16 protein-coding genes are annotated in these 16,960 nt (G+C 69.9%); 15 read left to right on the forward strand and 1 reads right to left on the reverse strand.

Features of this window, described 5'->3' with window-relative positions; all coding sequences use genetic code 11:
• Positions 1–190 precede the first annotated feature (190 nt).
• The 11 genes from VET29_RS26885 (at position 191) to argH (ending at position 12,356) form a co-directional block, all read left to right on the forward strand.
• Positions 191–877 (forward strand): DNA alkylation repair protein, encoded by a 687-nt coding sequence (locus VET29_RS26885; RefSeq protein WP_324925373.1) that lies wholly within the window; start codon positions 191–193, stop codon positions 875–877.
• A gap of 19 nt (positions 878–896) precedes the next feature.
• A complete protein-coding gene (locus VET29_RS26890) occupies positions 897–1,682 on the forward strand; it encodes an AAC(3) family N-acetyltransferase (RefSeq protein ID WP_324925375.1) in 786 nt (261 codons plus the stop codon).
• 729 nt (positions 1,683–2,411) lie between these two features.
• The gene (locus VET29_RS26895; RefSeq protein WP_414636613.1) at positions 2,412–4,001 is read left to right on the forward strand and encodes an alpha/beta hydrolase; all 1,590 of its coding nucleotides are present in this window, start codon (positions 2,412–2,414) and stop codon (positions 3,999–4,001) included.
• 111 nt (positions 4,002–4,112) lie between these two features.
• Complete coding sequence (argC, locus tag VET29_RS26900; protein WP_324925377.1) at positions 4,113–5,129, forward strand: N-acetyl-gamma-glutamyl-phosphate reductase; 1,017 nt, start codon at positions 4,113–4,115, stop codon at positions 5,127–5,129.
• A complete protein-coding gene (gene argJ, locus VET29_RS26905; protein ID WP_324925379.1) occupies positions 5,126–6,277 on the forward strand; it encodes a bifunctional glutamate N-acetyltransferase/amino-acid acetyltransferase ArgJ in 1,152 nt (383 codons plus the stop codon). Before argC ends, argJ begins: the two co-directional genes overlap by 4 nt.
• Complete coding sequence (gene argB, locus VET29_RS26910) at positions 6,274–7,158, forward strand: acetylglutamate kinase (protein ID WP_324925381.1); 885 nt, start codon at positions 6,274–6,276, stop codon at positions 7,156–7,158. The genes argJ and argB overlap by 4 nt, the downstream gene beginning before the upstream one ends.
• Positions 7,155–8,342 (forward strand): acetylornithine transaminase, encoded by a 1,188-nt coding sequence (locus tag VET29_RS26915; protein ID WP_324925383.1) that lies wholly within the window; start codon positions 7,155–7,157, stop codon positions 8,340–8,342. Before argB ends, VET29_RS26915 begins: the two co-directional genes overlap by 4 nt.
• A complete protein-coding gene (gene argF / locus VET29_RS26920) occupies positions 8,339–9,268 on the forward strand; it encodes an ornithine carbamoyltransferase (protein ID WP_324925385.1) in 930 nt (309 codons plus the stop codon). Before VET29_RS26915 ends, argF begins: the two co-directional genes overlap by 4 nt.
• Positions 9,265–9,768 (forward strand): arginine repressor, encoded by a 504-nt coding sequence (locus VET29_RS26925; RefSeq protein ID WP_324925387.1) that lies wholly within the window; start codon positions 9,265–9,267, stop codon positions 9,766–9,768. Before argF ends, VET29_RS26925 begins: the two co-directional genes overlap by 4 nt.
• Positions 9,761–10,957 carry an argininosuccinate synthase gene (locus VET29_RS26930; RefSeq protein ID WP_324925389.1) on the forward strand — a complete coding sequence of 399 codons (1,197 nt, stop codon included), beginning with the start codon at positions 9,761–9,763 and terminating at the stop codon, positions 10,955–10,957. Before VET29_RS26925 ends, VET29_RS26930 begins: the two co-directional genes overlap by 8 nt.
• Entirely contained in the window at positions 10,950–12,356 is a 1,407-nt protein-coding gene (argH, locus tag VET29_RS26935) for an argininosuccinate lyase (RefSeq protein ID WP_324925391.1), read from the forward strand. The genes VET29_RS26930 and argH overlap by 8 nt, the downstream gene beginning before the upstream one ends.
• Here argH and VET29_RS26940 read toward each other — a convergent pair.
• Complete coding sequence (locus VET29_RS26940) at positions 12,353–12,721, reverse strand: hypothetical protein (protein WP_324925393.1); 369 nt, start codon at positions 12,719–12,721, stop codon at positions 12,353–12,355. The two genes, argH and VET29_RS26940, sit on opposite strands and share 4 nt — an antisense overlap.
• A 116-nt stretch (positions 12,722–12,837) precedes the next feature.
• Between VET29_RS26940 and VET29_RS26945 the strand changes: the two genes are divergently transcribed.
• Genes VET29_RS26945 through tyrS form a run of 4 tightly spaced genes read left to right on the forward strand, consistent with a single transcriptional unit; the run spans position 12,838 to position 16,576 of the window.
• Positions 12,838–13,398 carry a helix-turn-helix domain-containing protein gene (locus VET29_RS26945; RefSeq protein WP_324925395.1) on the forward strand — a complete coding sequence of 187 codons (561 nt, stop codon included), beginning with the start codon at positions 12,838–12,840 and terminating at the stop codon, positions 13,396–13,398.
• Positions 13,395–14,636, forward strand: coding sequence for an MFS transporter (locus VET29_RS26950; RefSeq protein WP_324925397.1), 1,242 nt, complete (start codon positions 13,395–13,397; stop codon positions 14,634–14,636). Before VET29_RS26945 ends, VET29_RS26950 begins: the two co-directional genes overlap by 4 nt.
• 10 nt (positions 14,637–14,646) lie before the next feature.
• Positions 14,647–15,279 (forward strand): DNA-3-methyladenine glycosylase, encoded by a 633-nt coding sequence (locus VET29_RS26955; RefSeq protein ID WP_324925399.1) that lies wholly within the window; start codon positions 14,647–14,649, stop codon positions 15,277–15,279.
• A gap of 22 nt (positions 15,280–15,301) precedes the next feature.
• Positions 15,302–16,576, forward strand: coding sequence for a tyrosine--tRNA ligase (gene tyrS, locus VET29_RS26960; RefSeq protein WP_324925401.1), 1,275 nt, complete (start codon positions 15,302–15,304; stop codon positions 16,574–16,576).
• The last annotated feature ends 384 nt before the right edge of the window (positions 16,577–16,960 follow it).

Genomic DNA, 16,960 nt, shown 5'->3' on the forward strand with positions numbered 1-16,960 from the left:
CTTCCGGCTTCCGGCTTCCGGCTTCCGGCTTCCGTTGTCGCCGTGCCTCCATGCCGTGACCCGCCCCCTTCGGCGCCTTTCTTTCCCCTTCTTCGGGCCATCCCCGCCCCCTGCTGCCTTTCTCGCGTGAAAGTCCCATTCGTTCGATCTTCGGCGGGGGATTGTCGGTGGGGCCGCGTAGCTTGGCCGCATGACTGGATCCCAGGTTCTGATCAAGGCGGTGCGCTCGGGGCTTGCCGCTCTTGGTGATGCGCGGAAGGCGCCCGAGATGCAGCGGTACATGAAGTCCGAGCTGCCGTTCCGTGGTGTGTCCTCGCCCGAACGCACGGCGCTTTGCCGACGGTTGTTCAACGACCATGTCCTCACCGACGAGGCCGAATGGCGGGCGACGGTCCTGACACTGTGGCGCGAGGCCGCCTACCGTGAGGAGCGATACGTGGCGATCGCGCTGACGGGGGATCGGCGGTACGCGGCATGGCAGACCCCGTCGCTGCTGCCGCTCTACGAGGAGCTGATCGTCACCGGGGCGTGGTGGGACTTCGTGGACGAGCTGGCCAACCACCGCGTCGGCGCTCTGTTACGCCGGTTCCCGGAGGACGTGACGCCGGTGATGTACACGTGGGCCACCGATGTCGACCTCTGGAAACGGCGTACGTCGATCATCTGCCAGCTGAGCTTCAAGGAGGCGACCGACACCAAGCTGCTCGCGACGGCGATCGAGGCGAACGTGGGTGACCGGGCCTTCTTCATCCGCAAGGGCATCGGGTGGGCGTTGCGGCAGTTCGCCCGCACCGAACCGGGGTGGGTGCTGGCGTTCGTGGACAGCCACCCGGACCTGTCGCCCCTGTCGGTCCGCGAGGCGAGAAAGCACTTGTAGCCCCTGACACGATGACATGGTGACCGACCTGCCACCGACACGGGCCTCGCTGGCCGAGGACCTCACCGCACTGGGACTGCGTGCGGGGGAGACGGTGATCGTCCACTCGTCGCTGCGTGCGGTCGGCTGGGTGCCGGGCGGTCGGGTCGCGGTCGTCCAGTCGCTGCTGGAGGTGCTCGGTCCGGCGGGCACGCTGGTGGTGCCGGCCCAGACGATGGACAACTCGGACCCGAGGCACTGGCAACGCCCGCCGGTGCCGGAGTCGTGGTGGCCGGTCATCCGTGAGCAGATGCCGGCATTCGATCCCGCGCTGACGCCACCTCGCGGCCTGGGCGCGGTGGCCGAAGCGGTCCGAACCTGGCCGGGTGCCGTACGAAGCGACCACCCACAGGCCTCGTTCGCGGCGGTGGGCGCACAGGCCGCCGACCTCATGGCGACGCACGACCTGGAAAGCCACCTCGGCGAGCGCTCCCCGCTGGGGGCACTGGAGCGGGTGGGTGCCCGAGTACTGCTGCTGGGCGTGGGCTTCGACGTGTGCACGGCGTTCCACCTGGCCGAATACCGCGCACCGGTGCCGAAAACGGAGCACAGCTGCGCGATGCTCACGGCCCAGGGCCGCGAATGGGTCACCTACACCGACGTGGCCACCACCAGCGACGACTTCGCCCAACTGGGCGCGGCCTACGAACCCACGGCCACCCTGCGCCGAGGAGCGGTGGGCAAGGCGGACGCACGCCTGTTCCCGGTCGCGGAAGCAGTGGCCTTCGCCGTCGGCTGGCTGCGCGTCAATCGCCCGCCGGCCTAACAGGTTCCTCGACCTGCACTGCTCGACCTCCGGCATGCCGCGGGCCAGCTCACGGCTCGGCCGCGAGGCCCGATGCCGTGACCTGCGTGAATGTCAGACCGCCCAAGCACAAAACCGGCCGCGTGCCGTAGGGACAAGATCAGGATCGTGGCGTTCAGGTCGATGAGTGTCCGTGCGGGGTCAGCGAGACATAACGAGGCACAGGCCCGACATCCCTCAGCACGTCAACTACACGCCGTCCACCACACGCGTGGCGCCCGTACGCTCTCCGTCACCTTTCACCGCCGCGCGCCGACGCCGGACCGCCCCGAAAGGCGCTCTCGCGGCACCGCCATGTCCCGAATGTGTCATTCACATCACCGACACATCGCCAAGTGTGAATGGCAAACGGGAATCTGTTCACTCCAACGAACTCGCACGAAAGTCCCATTCGTGCGCCAGGGGGTCCCCCGGTTTCAACACTACCGGAGGGCACCGATAATTTCGGGTGCGGTCCGCGGAGCGGGCGTTCGTCCGCAGGGGTCCGTGCCGCGCGGCATGACGCCGTCGAGTGCAGGCCCGGTGTGTCGCAACACATGCAGGCGTTGCCATGTGTCCCCTGAGGACGTTCCCCGACTTCCGCGACTCCGTGTCCGGACGGTTGCGCTCCGTATTGTCACGATCCGATAAAACGACTTTCGGGGTATTCCGTCGCCCCTATTTCGGCGGCAGGCTCTACCGGTGATCAAAATACACAGATTCGCTGCCGTGGCCACGGTGGTTGGAGTTGTGCTCAGTGGGTTGAGTGTGTCGGCGACCGCCTCCGCGGCACCGGCGAAGGCACCCGAATTCACTCCAAAGGCTATCCAATGGGGTGAATGCGACAGTCCGAGGCTCGTGCAGGCCGGTGCCAAGTGCGGGCTCCTCGAGGTGCCGCTCGACTACGCGAAGCCCAACGGCGAGAAGATCAAGCTCGCCGTCTCCCGCGTCAAGCACAAGGGGCCCGACTCCTCGTACCAGGGTCCGATGCTCGTCAACCCTGGCGGACCGGGCGGCTCCGGTCTCATCTACGCGATCTTCGGCGACTTCGTGCCGAACGGGGGCGGTGACGACTACGACTGGATCGGCTTCGACCCACGTGGCGTCGGCGCCAGCCAGCCGTCCCTGTCCTGCATCCCCGACTACGACGGCTACAACCGCCCGTTCTACACGCCGATCACCCCCGGTCTGGAGCGGACCTGGCTGCAGCGGTCCAAGTCCTACGCGCAGGCCTGCGGCCGCGACGGCGGCAGGCTGCTCGAGCACCTGACCACCGTCGACTCGGCCAACGACATGGAGAGCATCCGCAAGGCGCTTCGCTCCGAGCAGATCAACTACTACGGCTTCTCCTACGGCACCTACCTCGGCCAGGTGTACGGAACCCTGTTCCCGAACCGCTTCCGCCGGGTCGTCTTCGACGGCAACGTCAACCCGAAGCGGGTCTGGTACGACGCCAACATCGACCAGGACATCCAGTTCGACAAGAACATCAAGACCTACTTCGCCTGGATCGCCAGCTACGACGACATCTACCACCTGGGCCGGACGGAGCGGCAGGTCGAGGCGCTGTTCTACCAGAAGCAGGCGGAGCTGCTGCGTGCCCCGGCCGGCGGTGTGATCGGCCCGGACGAGTGGACCGACATCTTCCTGCAGGCCGGCTACTACGTGTACGGCTGGGAGGACATCGCCAACGCGTTCGCCGGCTTCGTCCACAACGGTGACTGGCAGACGCTGCAGGAGCTGTACGGCACGCCGCCGTTCGACGACAACGGCCACGCCATCTACCTCGCGGTCTCCTGCACCGACAACCAGTGGCCGACGAACTGGAACAGGTGGCGTGCCGACCAGTGGCTCACCTTTGCCCGTGCCCCGTTCGAGACCTGGGGCAACGTGTGGTTCAACGCGCCGTGCGTGTACTGGCCCGCGACGGCCGACCGTCCGGTGAAGGTCGACGGCCGCGGGGTCCGGAGCGCCCTTCTGATCAACGAGACGAACGACGCGGCCACGCCGTACACGGGCGCGCTCGAGGTCCGCAAGCTGTTCCCGAACGCCGTGCTCATCGAAGGTGTGGGCGGTACCACGCACTCGGGTTCGCTGTCCGGCGTCGAGTGCACGGACAGTCTCATCACCGACTACCTGAAGACGGGTGCCCTCCCGGCCCGCAAGCCGGGCAACCGGTCGGACGTCCAGTGTGACCCGGTGCCCCAGCCGGTCCCGGCCGGCGCCACCGCGGACAAGCGTGCCGCGAGCGTGCCGAACTTGGACGCGCGCGCCGAACTGGCGCTGGCCGTACCGCGCTAGTCGATCACCGACGGGCGCTCCCGGGTCACCGGGGGCGCCCGTCGCCGTGTTGAGGGAGGTCACTCGAATAGTCGGTTGAGTGACTTTGCATAGCCGTGCATAATCATCCAGGTGACGATCAGGATCGCGGTTGGCGGAGCCAGTGGGTACGCGGGTGGTGAGCTGCTCCGACTGCTCCTCAGCCACCCGGACGTCGAGATCGGCGCGCTGACGGCCGGTGGCAACGCCGGCACGCCGCTCGGCGCGCACCAACCCCACCTCCTCCCGCTCGACGGCCGAGTCCTCGCCGACACGACGAAGGACAACCTCGCCGGTCACGACGTCGTCTTCCTCGCCCTCCCGCACGGCCACTCCGCGGCCATCGCGAAGGAGCTGGGCCCGGACACGCTCGTCATCGACTGCGGCGCGGACCACCGGCTGGCCAGCACCGAGGACTGGGCCCGCTGGTACGGGGGCGACCATGCCGGCACCTGGCCGTACGGCCTCCCCGAGCTGCCCGGCAACCGCGAGAAGCTCAGGCACGCCAAGCGGATCGCCGTCCCCGGCTGCTACCCGACCGGCGCCTCGCTCGCCCTCGCGCCCGCGCTCGCGGAAGGCCTCGTCGAGCCGGACGTCGTCATCACCTCGGTCAGCGGCACCTCCGGCGCCGGCAAGTCCCTCAAGCCGCACCTCCTCGGCTCCGAGGTCATGGGGTCGGTCAGCGCCTACGGCGTCGGCGGCGCGCACCGCCACACGCCGGAGATCGCCCAGAACCTGAGCCAGGTGGCCGGTACCAGGGTCAGGGTCTCCTTCACGCCCGTGCTCGCCCCCATGCCCCGCGGCATCCTGACCAGTGCCTCCGCGCCGATCAGACGGGAAGCGGACGCCGAGGAGATCTACCGCAAGGCCTACGCCGACGAGCCGTTCGTCCACGTCCTGGAGAGCTCCTGGCCCGCGACCGCCGCCACGCTCGGTTCCAACGCGGTCCAGCTCCGCGCCACCGTCGACCGGGACGCCAACCGGCTCGTCGTGATCGCCGCCCTCGACAACCTCACCAAGGGCACGGCGGGCGCCGCCGTGCAGTCCATGAACATCGCGCTCGGCCTGCCGGAGACCACCGGCCTGACCACAGTGGGAGTCGCGCCATGACCATCACCGCGCCCAAGGGGTTCCGGGCCGCCGGGATCGCCGCCGGCATCAAGGAGAACGGCAACAAGGACCTGACCCTCGTGGTCAACGACGGCCCGCTCGACGTCGCGGCCGGCGTCTTCACCCGCAACAAGGTCAAGGCCGCGCCCGTCCTCTGGTCCCAGCAGGTCCTCGCGACCGGCCGCGTCAGGGCCGCCGTCCTCAACTCGGGCGGCGCCAACGCCTGCACCGGCCCCGAGGGCTTCCAGGACACGCACAGGACAGCCGAGCACGTCGCGGAGACCCTGGGCATCGGTGCGGTCGACGTCGCCGTCTGCTCCACCGGACTCATCGGCGCCCGCCTGCCCATGGACAAGCTCACCGCCGGCGTGACGCAGGCCGCCGCGCAGCTCGGGGACACCCCGGCAGCGGGCCGGGACGCCGCCGAAGCGGTCATGACCACCGACACGGTCCCCAAGCAGGCCCGGACCGGCGCGAACGGCTGGAGCATCGGCGGTTTCGCCAAGGGTGCCGGCATGTGCGCACCCAACATGGCCACGATGCTCTCGGTCCTCACCACCGACGCGGTCCTGACCAGGGAAGAGGCCGACGCGGCCCTTCGGGCGGCGGTGGACAAGACCTTCAACGCGCTGGACATCGACGGCGGCACCTCCACCAACGACACCGTCCTGCTGCTCTGCTCCGGCGCCTCCGGCCAGACACCGGAGGACTTCACCGAGAAGCTCACCGAGGTCTGCCGTGACCTCGTCCGCCAGCTCCAGGCCGACGCGGAGGGTGTCACCAAGCACATCGCCATCACGGTGACCGGCGCGGCCACGGACGAGGAGGCGAAGCAGGCGGCCAAGGTCATCGCCCAGGACAACCTGTGCAAGACGGCCTTCTTCGGCTCGGACCCCAACTGGGGCCGCGTCGCCATGGCCGTCGGCAACGCGCCGACGGACTTCGACCCGAACAAGCTGGACATCACCATCAACGGCGTCGAGGTCTGCCGTGCGGGTGGCGCCGGCGAGGACCGCCACAAGGCCGACCTCAAGGGCAGGGACATCACGGTCGAGGTCGACCTGCACGCGGGACAGGGCTCGGCGACGGTCCTCACCACCGACCTGTCCCACGGCTACGTCGAAGAGAACAGCGCGTACTCCTCATGACCATCCCGCAGGCCGCGGAGAAGGCGGCGGTCCTGATCGAGGCCCTGCCGTGGCTGCAACGCTTCACCGGCGCGACGGTCGTCGTGAAGTACGGCGGCAACGCGATGGTCGACGAGAAGCTCAAGCAGGCGTTCGCCCAGGACATGGTGTTCCTCAAGCTCGTCGGCCTGCACCCGGTCGTCGTGCACGGCGGCGGCCCGCAGATCACCGCCATGCTCAACCGCCTGGGGATCTCCGGCGAGTTCAAGGGCGGCCTGCGCGTCACCACCCCCGAGACCATGGACGTCGTCCGCATGGTCCTCACCGGCCAGGTCAGCCGCGAGCTGGTCGCACTGATCAACGCCCACGGCCCCTACGCCGTCGCGATCTCCGGTGAGGACGCGCAGCTGCTCACCGCGCAGCGCCGCACGGCCACCGTCGACGGCGAGGAGGTCGACATCGGCCTGGTCGGCGAGGTCATCGCGGTCAACCCGGACGCCGTGCTCGACATCGTCCACGCCGGCCGCATCCCGGTCGTCTCGACGGTCGCCCCGGACACGGACGGCCTGGCGCACAACGTGAACGCCGACACCGCGGCCGCCGCGATCGCCGTCGCGCTGGGCGCCGAGAAGCTCGTCATGCTCACCGACGTCGAGGGCCTGTACGCGGACTGGCCCGACAGGGACTCCCTACTGGGCGAGATCCACGCCGACGAGCTGGCGAAGATCCTCCCCGGTCTCGCCACCGGGATGATCCCGAAGATGGAGGCGTGCCTGACCGCCGTGCGCGGTGGCGTGCCCCGTGCCCACGTGATCGACGGCAGGCTCGCGCACTCGGTCCTGCTCGAGGTCTTCACCGGCAGCGGTGTGGGCACCATGGTCCTCCCCGAGGAGACACAGTGATCAGTTCGAACACGGACGGCCAGGCCAAGTGGCGGTCGTCCCTCATGGACAACTACGGCACCCCGCAGCTGACGCTGGTCCGCGGTGAGGGCGCGTACGTCTGGGACGCGGACGGCAACCGCTACCTCGACCTGGTCGCCGGCATCGCCGTCAACGCACTCGGCCACGCCCACCCGGCCGTCGTCCAGGCCGTGACCGAACAGATCCAGACCCTCGGCCACACGTCGAACCTCTACATCAACCAGGTCACCGTCGAGCTGGCCGAGGAACTGCTCGACGTGGCCGGTGTCACCGGCAAGGTCCTTTTCTGCAACTCGGGAGCGGAGGCCGTCGAGGCCGCGCTCAAACTCTCCCGCCTCACCGGCCGCGGCAAGCTCGTGGCGTGCGACGGCGCCTTCCACGGCCGCACGATGGGCGCGCTCACGCTGACCGGCCAACCGCCGAAGCGCGAGCCGTTCAAGCCACTGCTCCCGGACGTCGAGCACGTCCCGTTCGGCGACCAGACGGCCCTCGAAGCCGCCGTCGACGAGCACACCGCCGCCGTGATCATCGAGCCGGTGCTCGGCGAGGGCGGAGTCCGCCCGGCCCCCGACGGCTACCTGCGGAAGGCCAGGCAGCTCACCAGCGACAACGGCGCCCTGCTGATCCTGGACGAGGTCCAGACCGGCCTCGGCCGCCTCGGCACCTGGTTCGCGTTCCAACAGGCCGGCATCACCCCGGACGTCATCACCCTCGCCAAGGGCCTGGGCGGCGGCCTCCCACTGGGCGCGTGCATCGGGGTCGGCGCGGTCGGCGACCTGATGAAGCCCGGCCACCACGGCACCACGTTCGGCGGCAACCCCGTGTGCTGTGCGGCCGGTCTCGCGGTCCTGCGTACCATCGCCGCCGACGGCCTGGTGGAGCACGCCGCAGCCGTCGGCAAGGAGATCATCGCGGGTGTCGAGGCCCTCGACCACCCGCTCGTCGCCGGCGTGCGGGGGAGTGGCCTGCTGCTCGGCATCGGCCTGACCAGGCCCGTGTCCAGCGGTGCCGCGAAGGCCGCGCAGGACGCCGGCTATCTGGTCAACAACGTCCAGCCGGACACGATCCGCCTCGCTCCGCCCCTGGTCCTCGACCACGACCAGGTCCACGGCTTCCTCGACGCCCTGCCCGGCGTCCTCGACCAGGCACAGGAGTCACAGTGAGCGAAGCGAACAAGAGCCGCCACTTCCTGCGTGACGACGACCTGACCCCCGCCGACCAGCTCGCGGTCCTCGACCTCGCCGACCGGATGAAGGCCGACCGGCACGCCTTCACGACGCTCGCGAACAAGTCGGTCGCGACGATCTTCGAGAAGAACTCCACGCGCACCCGCCTCTCGTTCGAGGTCGGCATCGCCCAGCTCGGCGGTCAGCCCATCGTTATCGACGGTCGCACGATGCAACTCGGTCGCGAGGAGACCATCGAGGACACCTCCCGCGTCCTGTCCCGCTACGTCGACGCGGTCGTCTGGCGGACCTACGCCCAACAGCGGATCGTGGCGATGGCCTCGGCCTCCCGCGTCCCGGTCGTCAACGCGCTGACCGACGAGTTCCACCCCTGCCAGGTCCTCGCCGACCTCCAGACCATCCGCGAACGCCACGGCAGGCTGGCCGGCCTCACCCTGACCTACCTCGGCGACGGCGCCAACAACATGTCCCACTCGCTGCTCCTCGGCGGGGTCACCGCCGGCCTGCACGTCCGCGTCGCGCACCCCGAGGGTTTCACCCCGCACCAGGATGTCCTGCTCGACGCCAGGAAACGCGCGACCGACACGGGCGGCAGCGTGACCGTCCTGTCCGACCCGCGGGCCGCGGTCGACGGCACGGACGTGGTGGTCACCGACTCGTGGACGTCCATGGGCCAGGAGAACGACGGCAAGGACCGCATCGCCCCGTTCCGCCCGTTCCAGGTCAACGCCGAGCTCCTGGCCAGGGCCAACGCGGGCGCGATCGTCCTGCACTGCCTCCCGGCGCACCGCGGCTGGGAGATCACCGACGAGATCCTCGACGGCCCGGCCAGCGCGGTCTGGGACGAGGCGGAGAACCGGCTGCACGCCCAGACGGCCCTGCTCAGCTGGGTGCTCCAGTGACCAGGGTGGCCCGTCAGGCCAGGATCGTCGAGCTGGTGTCCGCCATGGGCATCCGCAGTCAGACCGAGCTGGCCAGGCTCCTGGCCGGCGAAGGCATCGACGTCACCCAGGCCACGCTGTCGCGGGACCTCGACGAGCTGGGCGCGGTCAAGCTGCGGGGTGCCGACGGCGGCGCCGCCGTCTACGTGATCCCCGAGGACGGCTCGCCCGTCCGCGGCATCCAGGGCGGGACGTCGAGACTGTCGCGTCTCCTCGCGGAGCTGCTGGTCGGCGCGGACTACTCGGCCAACCTGACCGTGTTGCGAACCCCGCCGGGCGCCGCGCAGTTCCTCGCCAGCGCGATCGACCGGGCCGCACTGCACGAGGTCGTCGGCACCATCGCCGGCGACGACACCGTCATGGCCATCGCCAGGGAGCCCCTGTCGGGCAAGGACCTGGCCGACCGCTTCACCGCACTCGCGGCGCGCACGAACTCAGAAGGAGAACCAGAGAATGACTGAACGGATCGTCCTCGCCTACTCGGGCGGTCTGGACACGTCCGTCGCGATCGGCTGGATCGCGGAGGAGACCGGCGCCGAGGTGGTCGCCGTCGCGGTCGACGTCGGCCAGGGCGGCGAGGACCTCGACACCATCCGCAAGCGGGCCCTGGACTGCGGCGCCGTGGACGCGGTCGTCGCCGACGCCCGCGACGAGTTCGCCGAGCAGTACTGCCTGCCCGCCCTCCAGGCCAACGCCCTCTACATGGACCGGTACCCGCTGGTCTCCGCCCTGTCCCGCCCGGTGATCGTCAAGCACCTGGTCGAGGCCGCGAAGTACCACGGCGCCTCGACCGTCTCCCACGGCTGCACCGGCAAGGGCAACGACCAGGTCCGCTTCGAGGTCGGCATAGGCGCGCTCGCCCCCGACCTCAGGGTGATCGCCCCGGTCCGCGACTTCGCGTGGACCCGTGAGAAGGCCATCGCGTGGGCGCACGACCGCAGCCTGCCGATCGACCAGACCAAGTCGTCGCCGTACTCGGTCGACCAGAACGTGTGGGGCCGCGCGGTCGAGACGGGCTTCCTCGAGGACATCTGGCACGCGCCGATCGAGGACGTCTACTCCTACACCGACAACCCGGCCGAGCCGCGCGACGCCGACGAGGTGGTCATCACCTTCGACAAGGGCGTCCCGGTCGCCATCGACGGCGAGACCGTCACCGTGCTGCAGGCGATCCAGCAGCTGAACCGCCGCGCGGGCGCCCAGGGCGTCGGCCGGCTGGACATGGTCGAGGACCGGCTGGTCGGCATCAAGAGCCGTGAGGTCTACGAGGCACCGGGCGCGCTCGCGTTGATCACCGCGCACCAGGAGCTGGAGAGCGTCACCATCGAGCGGGACCTGGGCCGGTTCAAGCGCCAGGTCGAGCAGCGCTGGGGCGAGCTGGTCTACGACGGCCTGTGGTTCTCACCTCTCAAGGACGCCCTGGACACGTTCATCGCGGCCTCGCAGAAGCACGTCTCCGGCGACATCCGGATGCAGCTGCACGGCGGCCGCGCGGTCGTGAACGGGCGGCGGTCCGAGCAGTCCCTGTACGACTTCAACCTCGCGACCTACGACGAGGGCGACACGTTCGACCAGTCGCTCGCCAAGGGCTTCGTGCAGCTCTGGGGCCTGCCGTCGAAGATCGCCGCGAAGCGGGACCAGCATGCCTGAGGCACTGTGGGGCGGCCGGTTCTCCGCGGGCCCGGCCGACGCGATGGCCGCGCTGTCCGTCTCGACCCACTTCGACTGGAAGCTCGCGCAGTACGACATCGCCGGCTCACGGGCGCACGCGCACGTGCTGCACAAGGCGAAGCTGCTGACCGACGGGGAGCTGTCGGGCATGCTCGCCGCGCTCGACCAGCTGTCCGCGGACGTCGCGTCGGGCGCGTTCACGCCCTCGGTGGACGACGAGGACGTGCACACGGCTCTCGAACGCGGGCTCATCGAGCGTGCCGGTCCCGACCTCGGCGGCAAGCTCCGGGCCGGCCGCTCCCGCAACGACCAGGTCGCGACGCTGTTCCGGATGTACCTGCGGGACGCCGCCCGCGGCATCGCGCTGGGCGTGGCCGACGTCATCGACGCGCTGCTGCACCAGGTGGACCAGCACCCGACCGCCGTCATGCCGGGCCGCACCCATCTCCAGCACGCACAGCCCGTCCTGCTGGCCCACCACCTGCTCGCGCACGTCCAGGCACTGCTGCGGGACGTGGACCGGCTGCGGGACTGGGACCGCCGGACCGCCGTGTCCCCGTACGGCTCTGGTGCGCTCGCCGGCTCGTCACTCGGCCTCGACCCGGACGCGGTCGCCAAGGAGCTGGGCTTCGACGCGGCCGTCGCCAACTCGATCGACGGCGTGGCCTCCCGCGACTTCGCCGCCGAGATGGCGTTCTGCCTGGCCATGCTGGGGGTGAACCTGTCCAGGATCGCCGAGGAGGTGATCATCTGGACGACCGCCGAGTTCCGGTACGCGAAGCTCGACGACGCCTGGGCGACCGGCTCGTCGATCATGCCGCAGAAGAAGAACCCGGACGTCGCGGAGCTGACCCGCGGCAAGTCCGGCCGGCTCATCGGCAACCTGACCGGGCTCCTGGCCGTGCTCAAGGCCCAGCCGCTGGCCTACAACCGCGACCTGCAGGAGGACAAGGAACCGCTCTTCGACTCCGTCGACCAGCTGGTCCTGCTCCTGCCCGCGATCACCGGCATGCTGCGGACGCTGACGTTCGACACCGCACGCCTGGCCGAGCTGGCGCCCGCCGGCTTCACCCTGGCCACGGACATCGCCGAGTGGCTGGTGCGCCAGGGCGTGCCGTTCCGCGTCGCACACGAGGCGGCGGGGGAGTGCGTGCGGGTCGCCGAGGCCCGAGGGGTCGGCCTCGACGACCTGACCGACGAGGAGCTCGCCGGCGTGCACCCGGCGCTCTCCCCGGAGGTGCGGGACGTGCTGACCGTCGACGGCTCGGTCACCTCGCGGGACGCGTACGGCGGCACGGCCCCCGCACGCGTCGCGGAGCAGCGTGTCGGCCTCGACGAGGTGCTCACCGGCATCCGGGACTGGGCCACTTCTTCCTAGTGTTGGGTGGCGAGCTCGGTCACCGCCGTCCAGTCGGCCGAGTTCGCCATCCACCGGGAGACCGGGACCTTCTTGCGCGTCCCGTCGGCGCTCACCGCGTAGAACCTGCCGCCCTCGACCGCCAGCGTCTGGAACGGGTAGCGGCGCTTCGCAGGCCCCATCGGCGCGACGACCTCGATGGTCGAAGCCATCACCCAGAAGTACGGCCGGACCAGGTACAGGATCCCGAGCACCGTCACCAGAATCCCGGGGAACACGGCCGGGCTGAACTCGCCCAACGCGATCAGCCACAACCCGAGGAACAGGCAGACGGCGCCGAGCACCAGCATCACGATGCCGACGGCCGGGTTGTAGCGAACTTTCATGAGTGCCTCCTGGAGTGGTCCGGGTTGTGACTATGCCGTCCCGACCTCGCGGAGTGGTTTAGGAACTTTTCGCACAATAGTTGTGCACAACTTCTGTGCACAACTATTGTGCACGTGTGGAGCATATCGAGCTGGACCGCCGCGCCCTGCGGGTTCTCGCCCATCCCCTGCGCGCCCGGCTGCTCAGCGAGCTACGCCTGCGCGGCCCCGCCAACGCGACGGCCCTCGCTGAACGGCTCGACACCAACACCGGCGCCACCTCCTACCACCTGCGGAAACTCGCCGAGGTCAAGCTGGTCGTCGAGACCGGGGAGGGGCACGGCAAGGAACGGTTCTGGGCCGCCGCGCAGGAGTCACACGGCTGGGGGGATGCCCTGATCGCCGGCGACCCGGACGCGCTGGCCGCCTCGGACTGGCTACTCAAGCACTACTTCCAACAGTTCGTCGAGCGGGCGTTGCGCTGGGAACAGGCCCGGCAGAACTGGCCGGTTCCGTGGCAGGAAGCGGCCGCCGCGTCGGACTTCATCGTCGACCTGAATCCCGAACAGCTGGAGGCGCTGATGCAGGAGCTGTACGTGGTGCTGCAGCGGTACAAGGAGATCGCGCCGGGGAAGGGTAGCCGTCAGGTGCTGGTCAACCTGTTCGCGATGCCGACCGAGCCGGACGACCTGCCATGACCCCGCGCCAGACCAGGTGCCGGTACCTGCTCCTGCTGGCTCTGCGCTGGTTCCCGGTCGGCCTCGCGCTCCCGATCTTCGTCCTGCTGCCGCTCGACCGCGGGCTGACGCTGGCCGAGGCCGGTCTCGCCGCATCGGTCCAGGGGTTCGTCGTGCTGGCGCTCGAACTGCCCACCGGCGGGCTGGCCGACTCGTGGGGCCGCCGCCCGGTCCTCGTCGTGTCGGCGGCCGTGTGCGCGGTGTCGCTCGCCCTGTTCGCGGTGGCCGACACCTTCCTGATGCTCGTGGCCGTCTATGTCCTGCAGGGCGTCTTCCGAGCGCTCGACAGCGGACCGCTCGACTCCTGGTACGTGGACGCGACGCTGGCCGACGACCCCGACGCGAAGGTCGAACGGGGACTGTCCGCGGGCAGCGCGGTGGTCGGCGTGGCGATGGGTGCCGGCGCGCTGGTGGCCGGCGGGCTGGTCGCCTGGGTCGAGATCCCGGGCGTGCCGACCCTGGCTCTCCCGGTCTGGCTGGGTCTCTTCGTGCAACTGGCCGGCCTGGCCGCGATCCTGCTGCTGGTACACGAGCCACCGCACCCGGACGGCAGGCGCCGCTTCCTGGCCTCGCTGCGGGAGGTGCCGCGGGTCATCGTCGAGGGCGCCGGTCTGGTCCGCCGCTCCCGGGTCCTTCTCGCGCTGCTCGCCGTGGAGCTGTTCTGGGGCTTCGGCATGATCACCTTCGAGGTGCTCGTGAAGGTCCGCCTCGCCGAGGAGGTCGGCGGGCTGGCCAAGGCGGCCGCGATCGTCGGCCCGGCCGGCGCGGTCGCGTGGCTGGCGTTCGCCGCGGGATCCGCCCTGGTCCCGCTACTCAGCGCGCGGATCGGCGTGGCGGTGACCGCCGGCGTGCTGCGGATCGCGCAGGGCCTGGCCGTGGTGGGCATGGGCCTGCTCGCCGGTCCGGTCGGCGTGCTCGCCGGCTACCTCGCCGCGTACGCCGTGCACGGCGCCGCCGGTCCGGTGCACATGACCCTGGTCCATCGCGAGGTGACCGCGGAGCACCGGTCGACGGTGACGTCGATGAACTCGATGTTCGCCCAGCCGGCCGGCTCGCTCGGGCTGATCGTGCTCACCGCCCTCGCGTCGGGCGTGTCGACGGGCTTCGCGATCGTTGTCGGCGGCGTCGCGCTGGCCGTGGCGGCACCGCTCTACCTGCCCGCGGCAAGGGCCGAGCGACGACAATCCGTATCCGTATAGGGTCGAACGCATGTCCGTGGCCGTGCCGCTCGACCGGCAGCTCACCAGAGAGGAGCTGGCCGTCGACCCCGTCGACGCGGCCAAGCTGTTGCTTGGCTGCGTGCTCGAGGCCGGCGAGGTGCGGGTCCGCCTGGTCGAGGTCGAGGCCTACCGGGGCGGCGACGACCCCGCCTCCCACTGCTACCGCGGCATCACACCACGCAACGAGGTCATGTTCGGCCCGGCCGGCCACCTCTACGTGTACTTCGTGTACGGCATGCACTTCTGCGCGAACGTCGTCGCGTTGACGGACGGGGTGCCCGGCGCGGTCCTGCTGCGTGCCGGTGAGGTCATCGGCGGACTGGAGGAGGCGCGGATCCGCCGCCCGGCATCCCGGAGCGACGCCGAGCTGGGCAAGGGACCGGCCCGGCTGACGTCCGTGCTGGGACTGGATCGCGACAGCAACGGCCTCGACCTGACCGACCCCGCGTCCCCGGTCCGGTTGTTCGCCGGCGAGCACGTGCCGCCGGAACGCATCCACGCCGGCCCGCGGGTGGGGGTCGCGGTGGCCGTGGACGTCCCGTGGCGGTTCTGGATCGACGGCTCGCCCGCCGTCAGCTTGTACCGGCGCGGCGGCAAGGCGGCTCGGCGACAATCGCGTTGAGCAGGTACGAGACACTGGCCTCGTGACGGAGCACATTCTCGACGAGCTGTCCTGGCGCGGGTTGATCGCGCAGTCCACCGACCTCGACGCGCTGCGCAAGGACCTGGACGCCGGCGTGGTCACCCTGTACGCGGGGTTCGACCCGACCGCGCCGAGCCTGCACGCCGGTCATCTCGTGCCCCTGCTGATGCTCCGCCGCTACCAGCAGGCCGGACACCGGCCCATCGTGCTCGCCGGCGGCGCCACCGGGATGATCGGCGACCCGCGGGACGTGGGGGAGCGGGCCCTGCAGTCCGTCGACGTGGTCGCCGAGTGGTCCGAGCGGATCCGCGGCCAGCTCGAGCGGTTCGTGGACTTCGACGACTCGCCGACGGGCGCGGTCATCGCCAACAACCTGGACTGGACCGGCGACCTGCCCGTGCTGGAGTTCCTGCGGGACGTCGGCAAGCACTTCTCGGTCAACGTGATGCTCGCGCGGGAGACGGTCAAGCGGCGGCTGGACTCCGACGGCATGTCGTTCACCGAGTTCAGCTACCTGCTCCTCCAGTCGAACGACTACCTGCAGCTGCACCGGCGACACGGCTGCACGCTGCAGGTGGGCGGTTCGGACCAGTGGGGGAACATCATCGGCGGCGTCGAGCTGATCCGCCGGGTCGACGCGGACGGCGTGCACGCGATGACGACGCCGCTGGTCACCGACGCCGAGGGCAGGAAGTTCGGCAAGTCGACCGGTGGTGGGAACCTCTGGCTCGACCCCACGCTGACCTCCCCGTACGCCTGGTACCAGTACTTCGTGAACGTCGACGACGCGGACGTCATGCGCTACCTGCGCATGTTCACCTTCCTGACGCGCGAGGAGATCGACGCGCTGGACCAGGAGACCAGGGAGCGGGCCCATCAGCGGGCCGCCCAGCGCCGGCTGGCCGCGGAGTTCACCACGCTGGTGCACGGCGCACGCGCCACCGAGCAGGTGATAGCCGCGAGCGGCGCGCTGTTCGGCCGCGGGGAGCTGCGTGACCTGGACGCCTCGACGCTCGACGCGGCGATGGCGGAGGTACAGACCGGCCAGGTCCGGCTGGCCGAGGCGCCCACGATCGTCGACCTGCTGGTGTCGTCCGGGCTAGCGAAGAGCAGGGGGGCCGCCCGCCGGGCCGTGAACGAGGGCGGGGCGTACGTCAACAACTCGAAGATCGCCGACGAGGAGTGGCAGCCGGGCGCTGCCGACCTCCTGCACGGCCGCTGGCTCGTGGTCCGTCACGGCAAGCGAACCGTCGGAGGCATCGAAACCACCCCCTGACCTGCGGGAACGCAGTTAAGGGGGGGGTGGGTGAAACAGGGGTTTTGCCCCCGTGTAACTTTATCTCTGCCAGCGGGGAACGGGCCGGGAAACGCCGAGAGGCTAGACCGGAACGGACCGCAGGCGGGGGTCGCGAACCAAGCTCTCACGATAGGTGATAGAGTGGGCGACCTGCGGACGGGAGAGATCCCGACCGTCAACCAAGCCCCTGGATGACTACTCTTGCAGTGTCGGACGGGTGTGCGTGTGTTGTTTGAGAACTCAACAGTGTGCCGATAAATGCTAGTGAGCTTGTGCCGGCCTTGTTTTTTGCGAGGTTTGGTATTTTTGCTGGGATTTCTCTACACAATGATGCATTGTTGGAGAGTTTGATCCTGGCTCAGG

Origin of the sequence: Actinophytocola sp. (assembly GCF_035634895.1) — a bacterium.
Taxonomy (GTDB): Bacteria; Actinomycetota; Actinomycetes; order Mycobacteriales; family Pseudonocardiaceae; genus Actinophytocola.

Bases quoted from the DNA above. Each gene is read 5' to 3' on its own strand.
- VET29_RS26885 (WP_324925373.1), top strand. From the start codon at position 191: ATGACTGGATCCCAGGTTCTGATCAAGGCGGTGCGCTCGGGGCTTGCC.
- argJ (WP_324925379.1), top strand. From the start codon at position 5,126: ATGACCATCACCGCGCCCAAGGGGTTCCGGGCCGCCGGGATCGCCGCC.
- argB (WP_324925381.1), top strand. From the start codon at position 6,274: ATGACCATCCCGCAGGCCGCGGAGAAGGCGGCGGTCCTGATCGAGGCC.
- VET29_RS26930 (WP_324925389.1), top strand. From the start codon at position 9,761: ATGACTGAACGGATCGTCCTCGCCTACTCGGGCGGTCTGGACACGTCC.
- argH (WP_324925391.1), top strand. From the start codon at position 10,950: ATGCCTGAGGCACTGTGGGGCGGCCGGTTCTCCGCGGGCCCGGCCGAC.
- VET29_RS26940 (WP_324925393.1), bottom strand. From the start codon at position 12,721: ATGAAAGTTCGCTACAACCCGGCCGTCGGCATCGTGATGCTGGTGCTC.
- VET29_RS26950 (WP_324925397.1), top strand. From the start codon at position 13,395: ATGACCCCGCGCCAGACCAGGTGCCGGTACCTGCTCCTGCTGGCTCTG.
- VET29_RS26955 (WP_324925399.1), top strand. From the start codon at position 14,647: ATGTCCGTGGCCGTGCCGCTCGACCGGCAGCTCACCAGAGAGGAGCTG.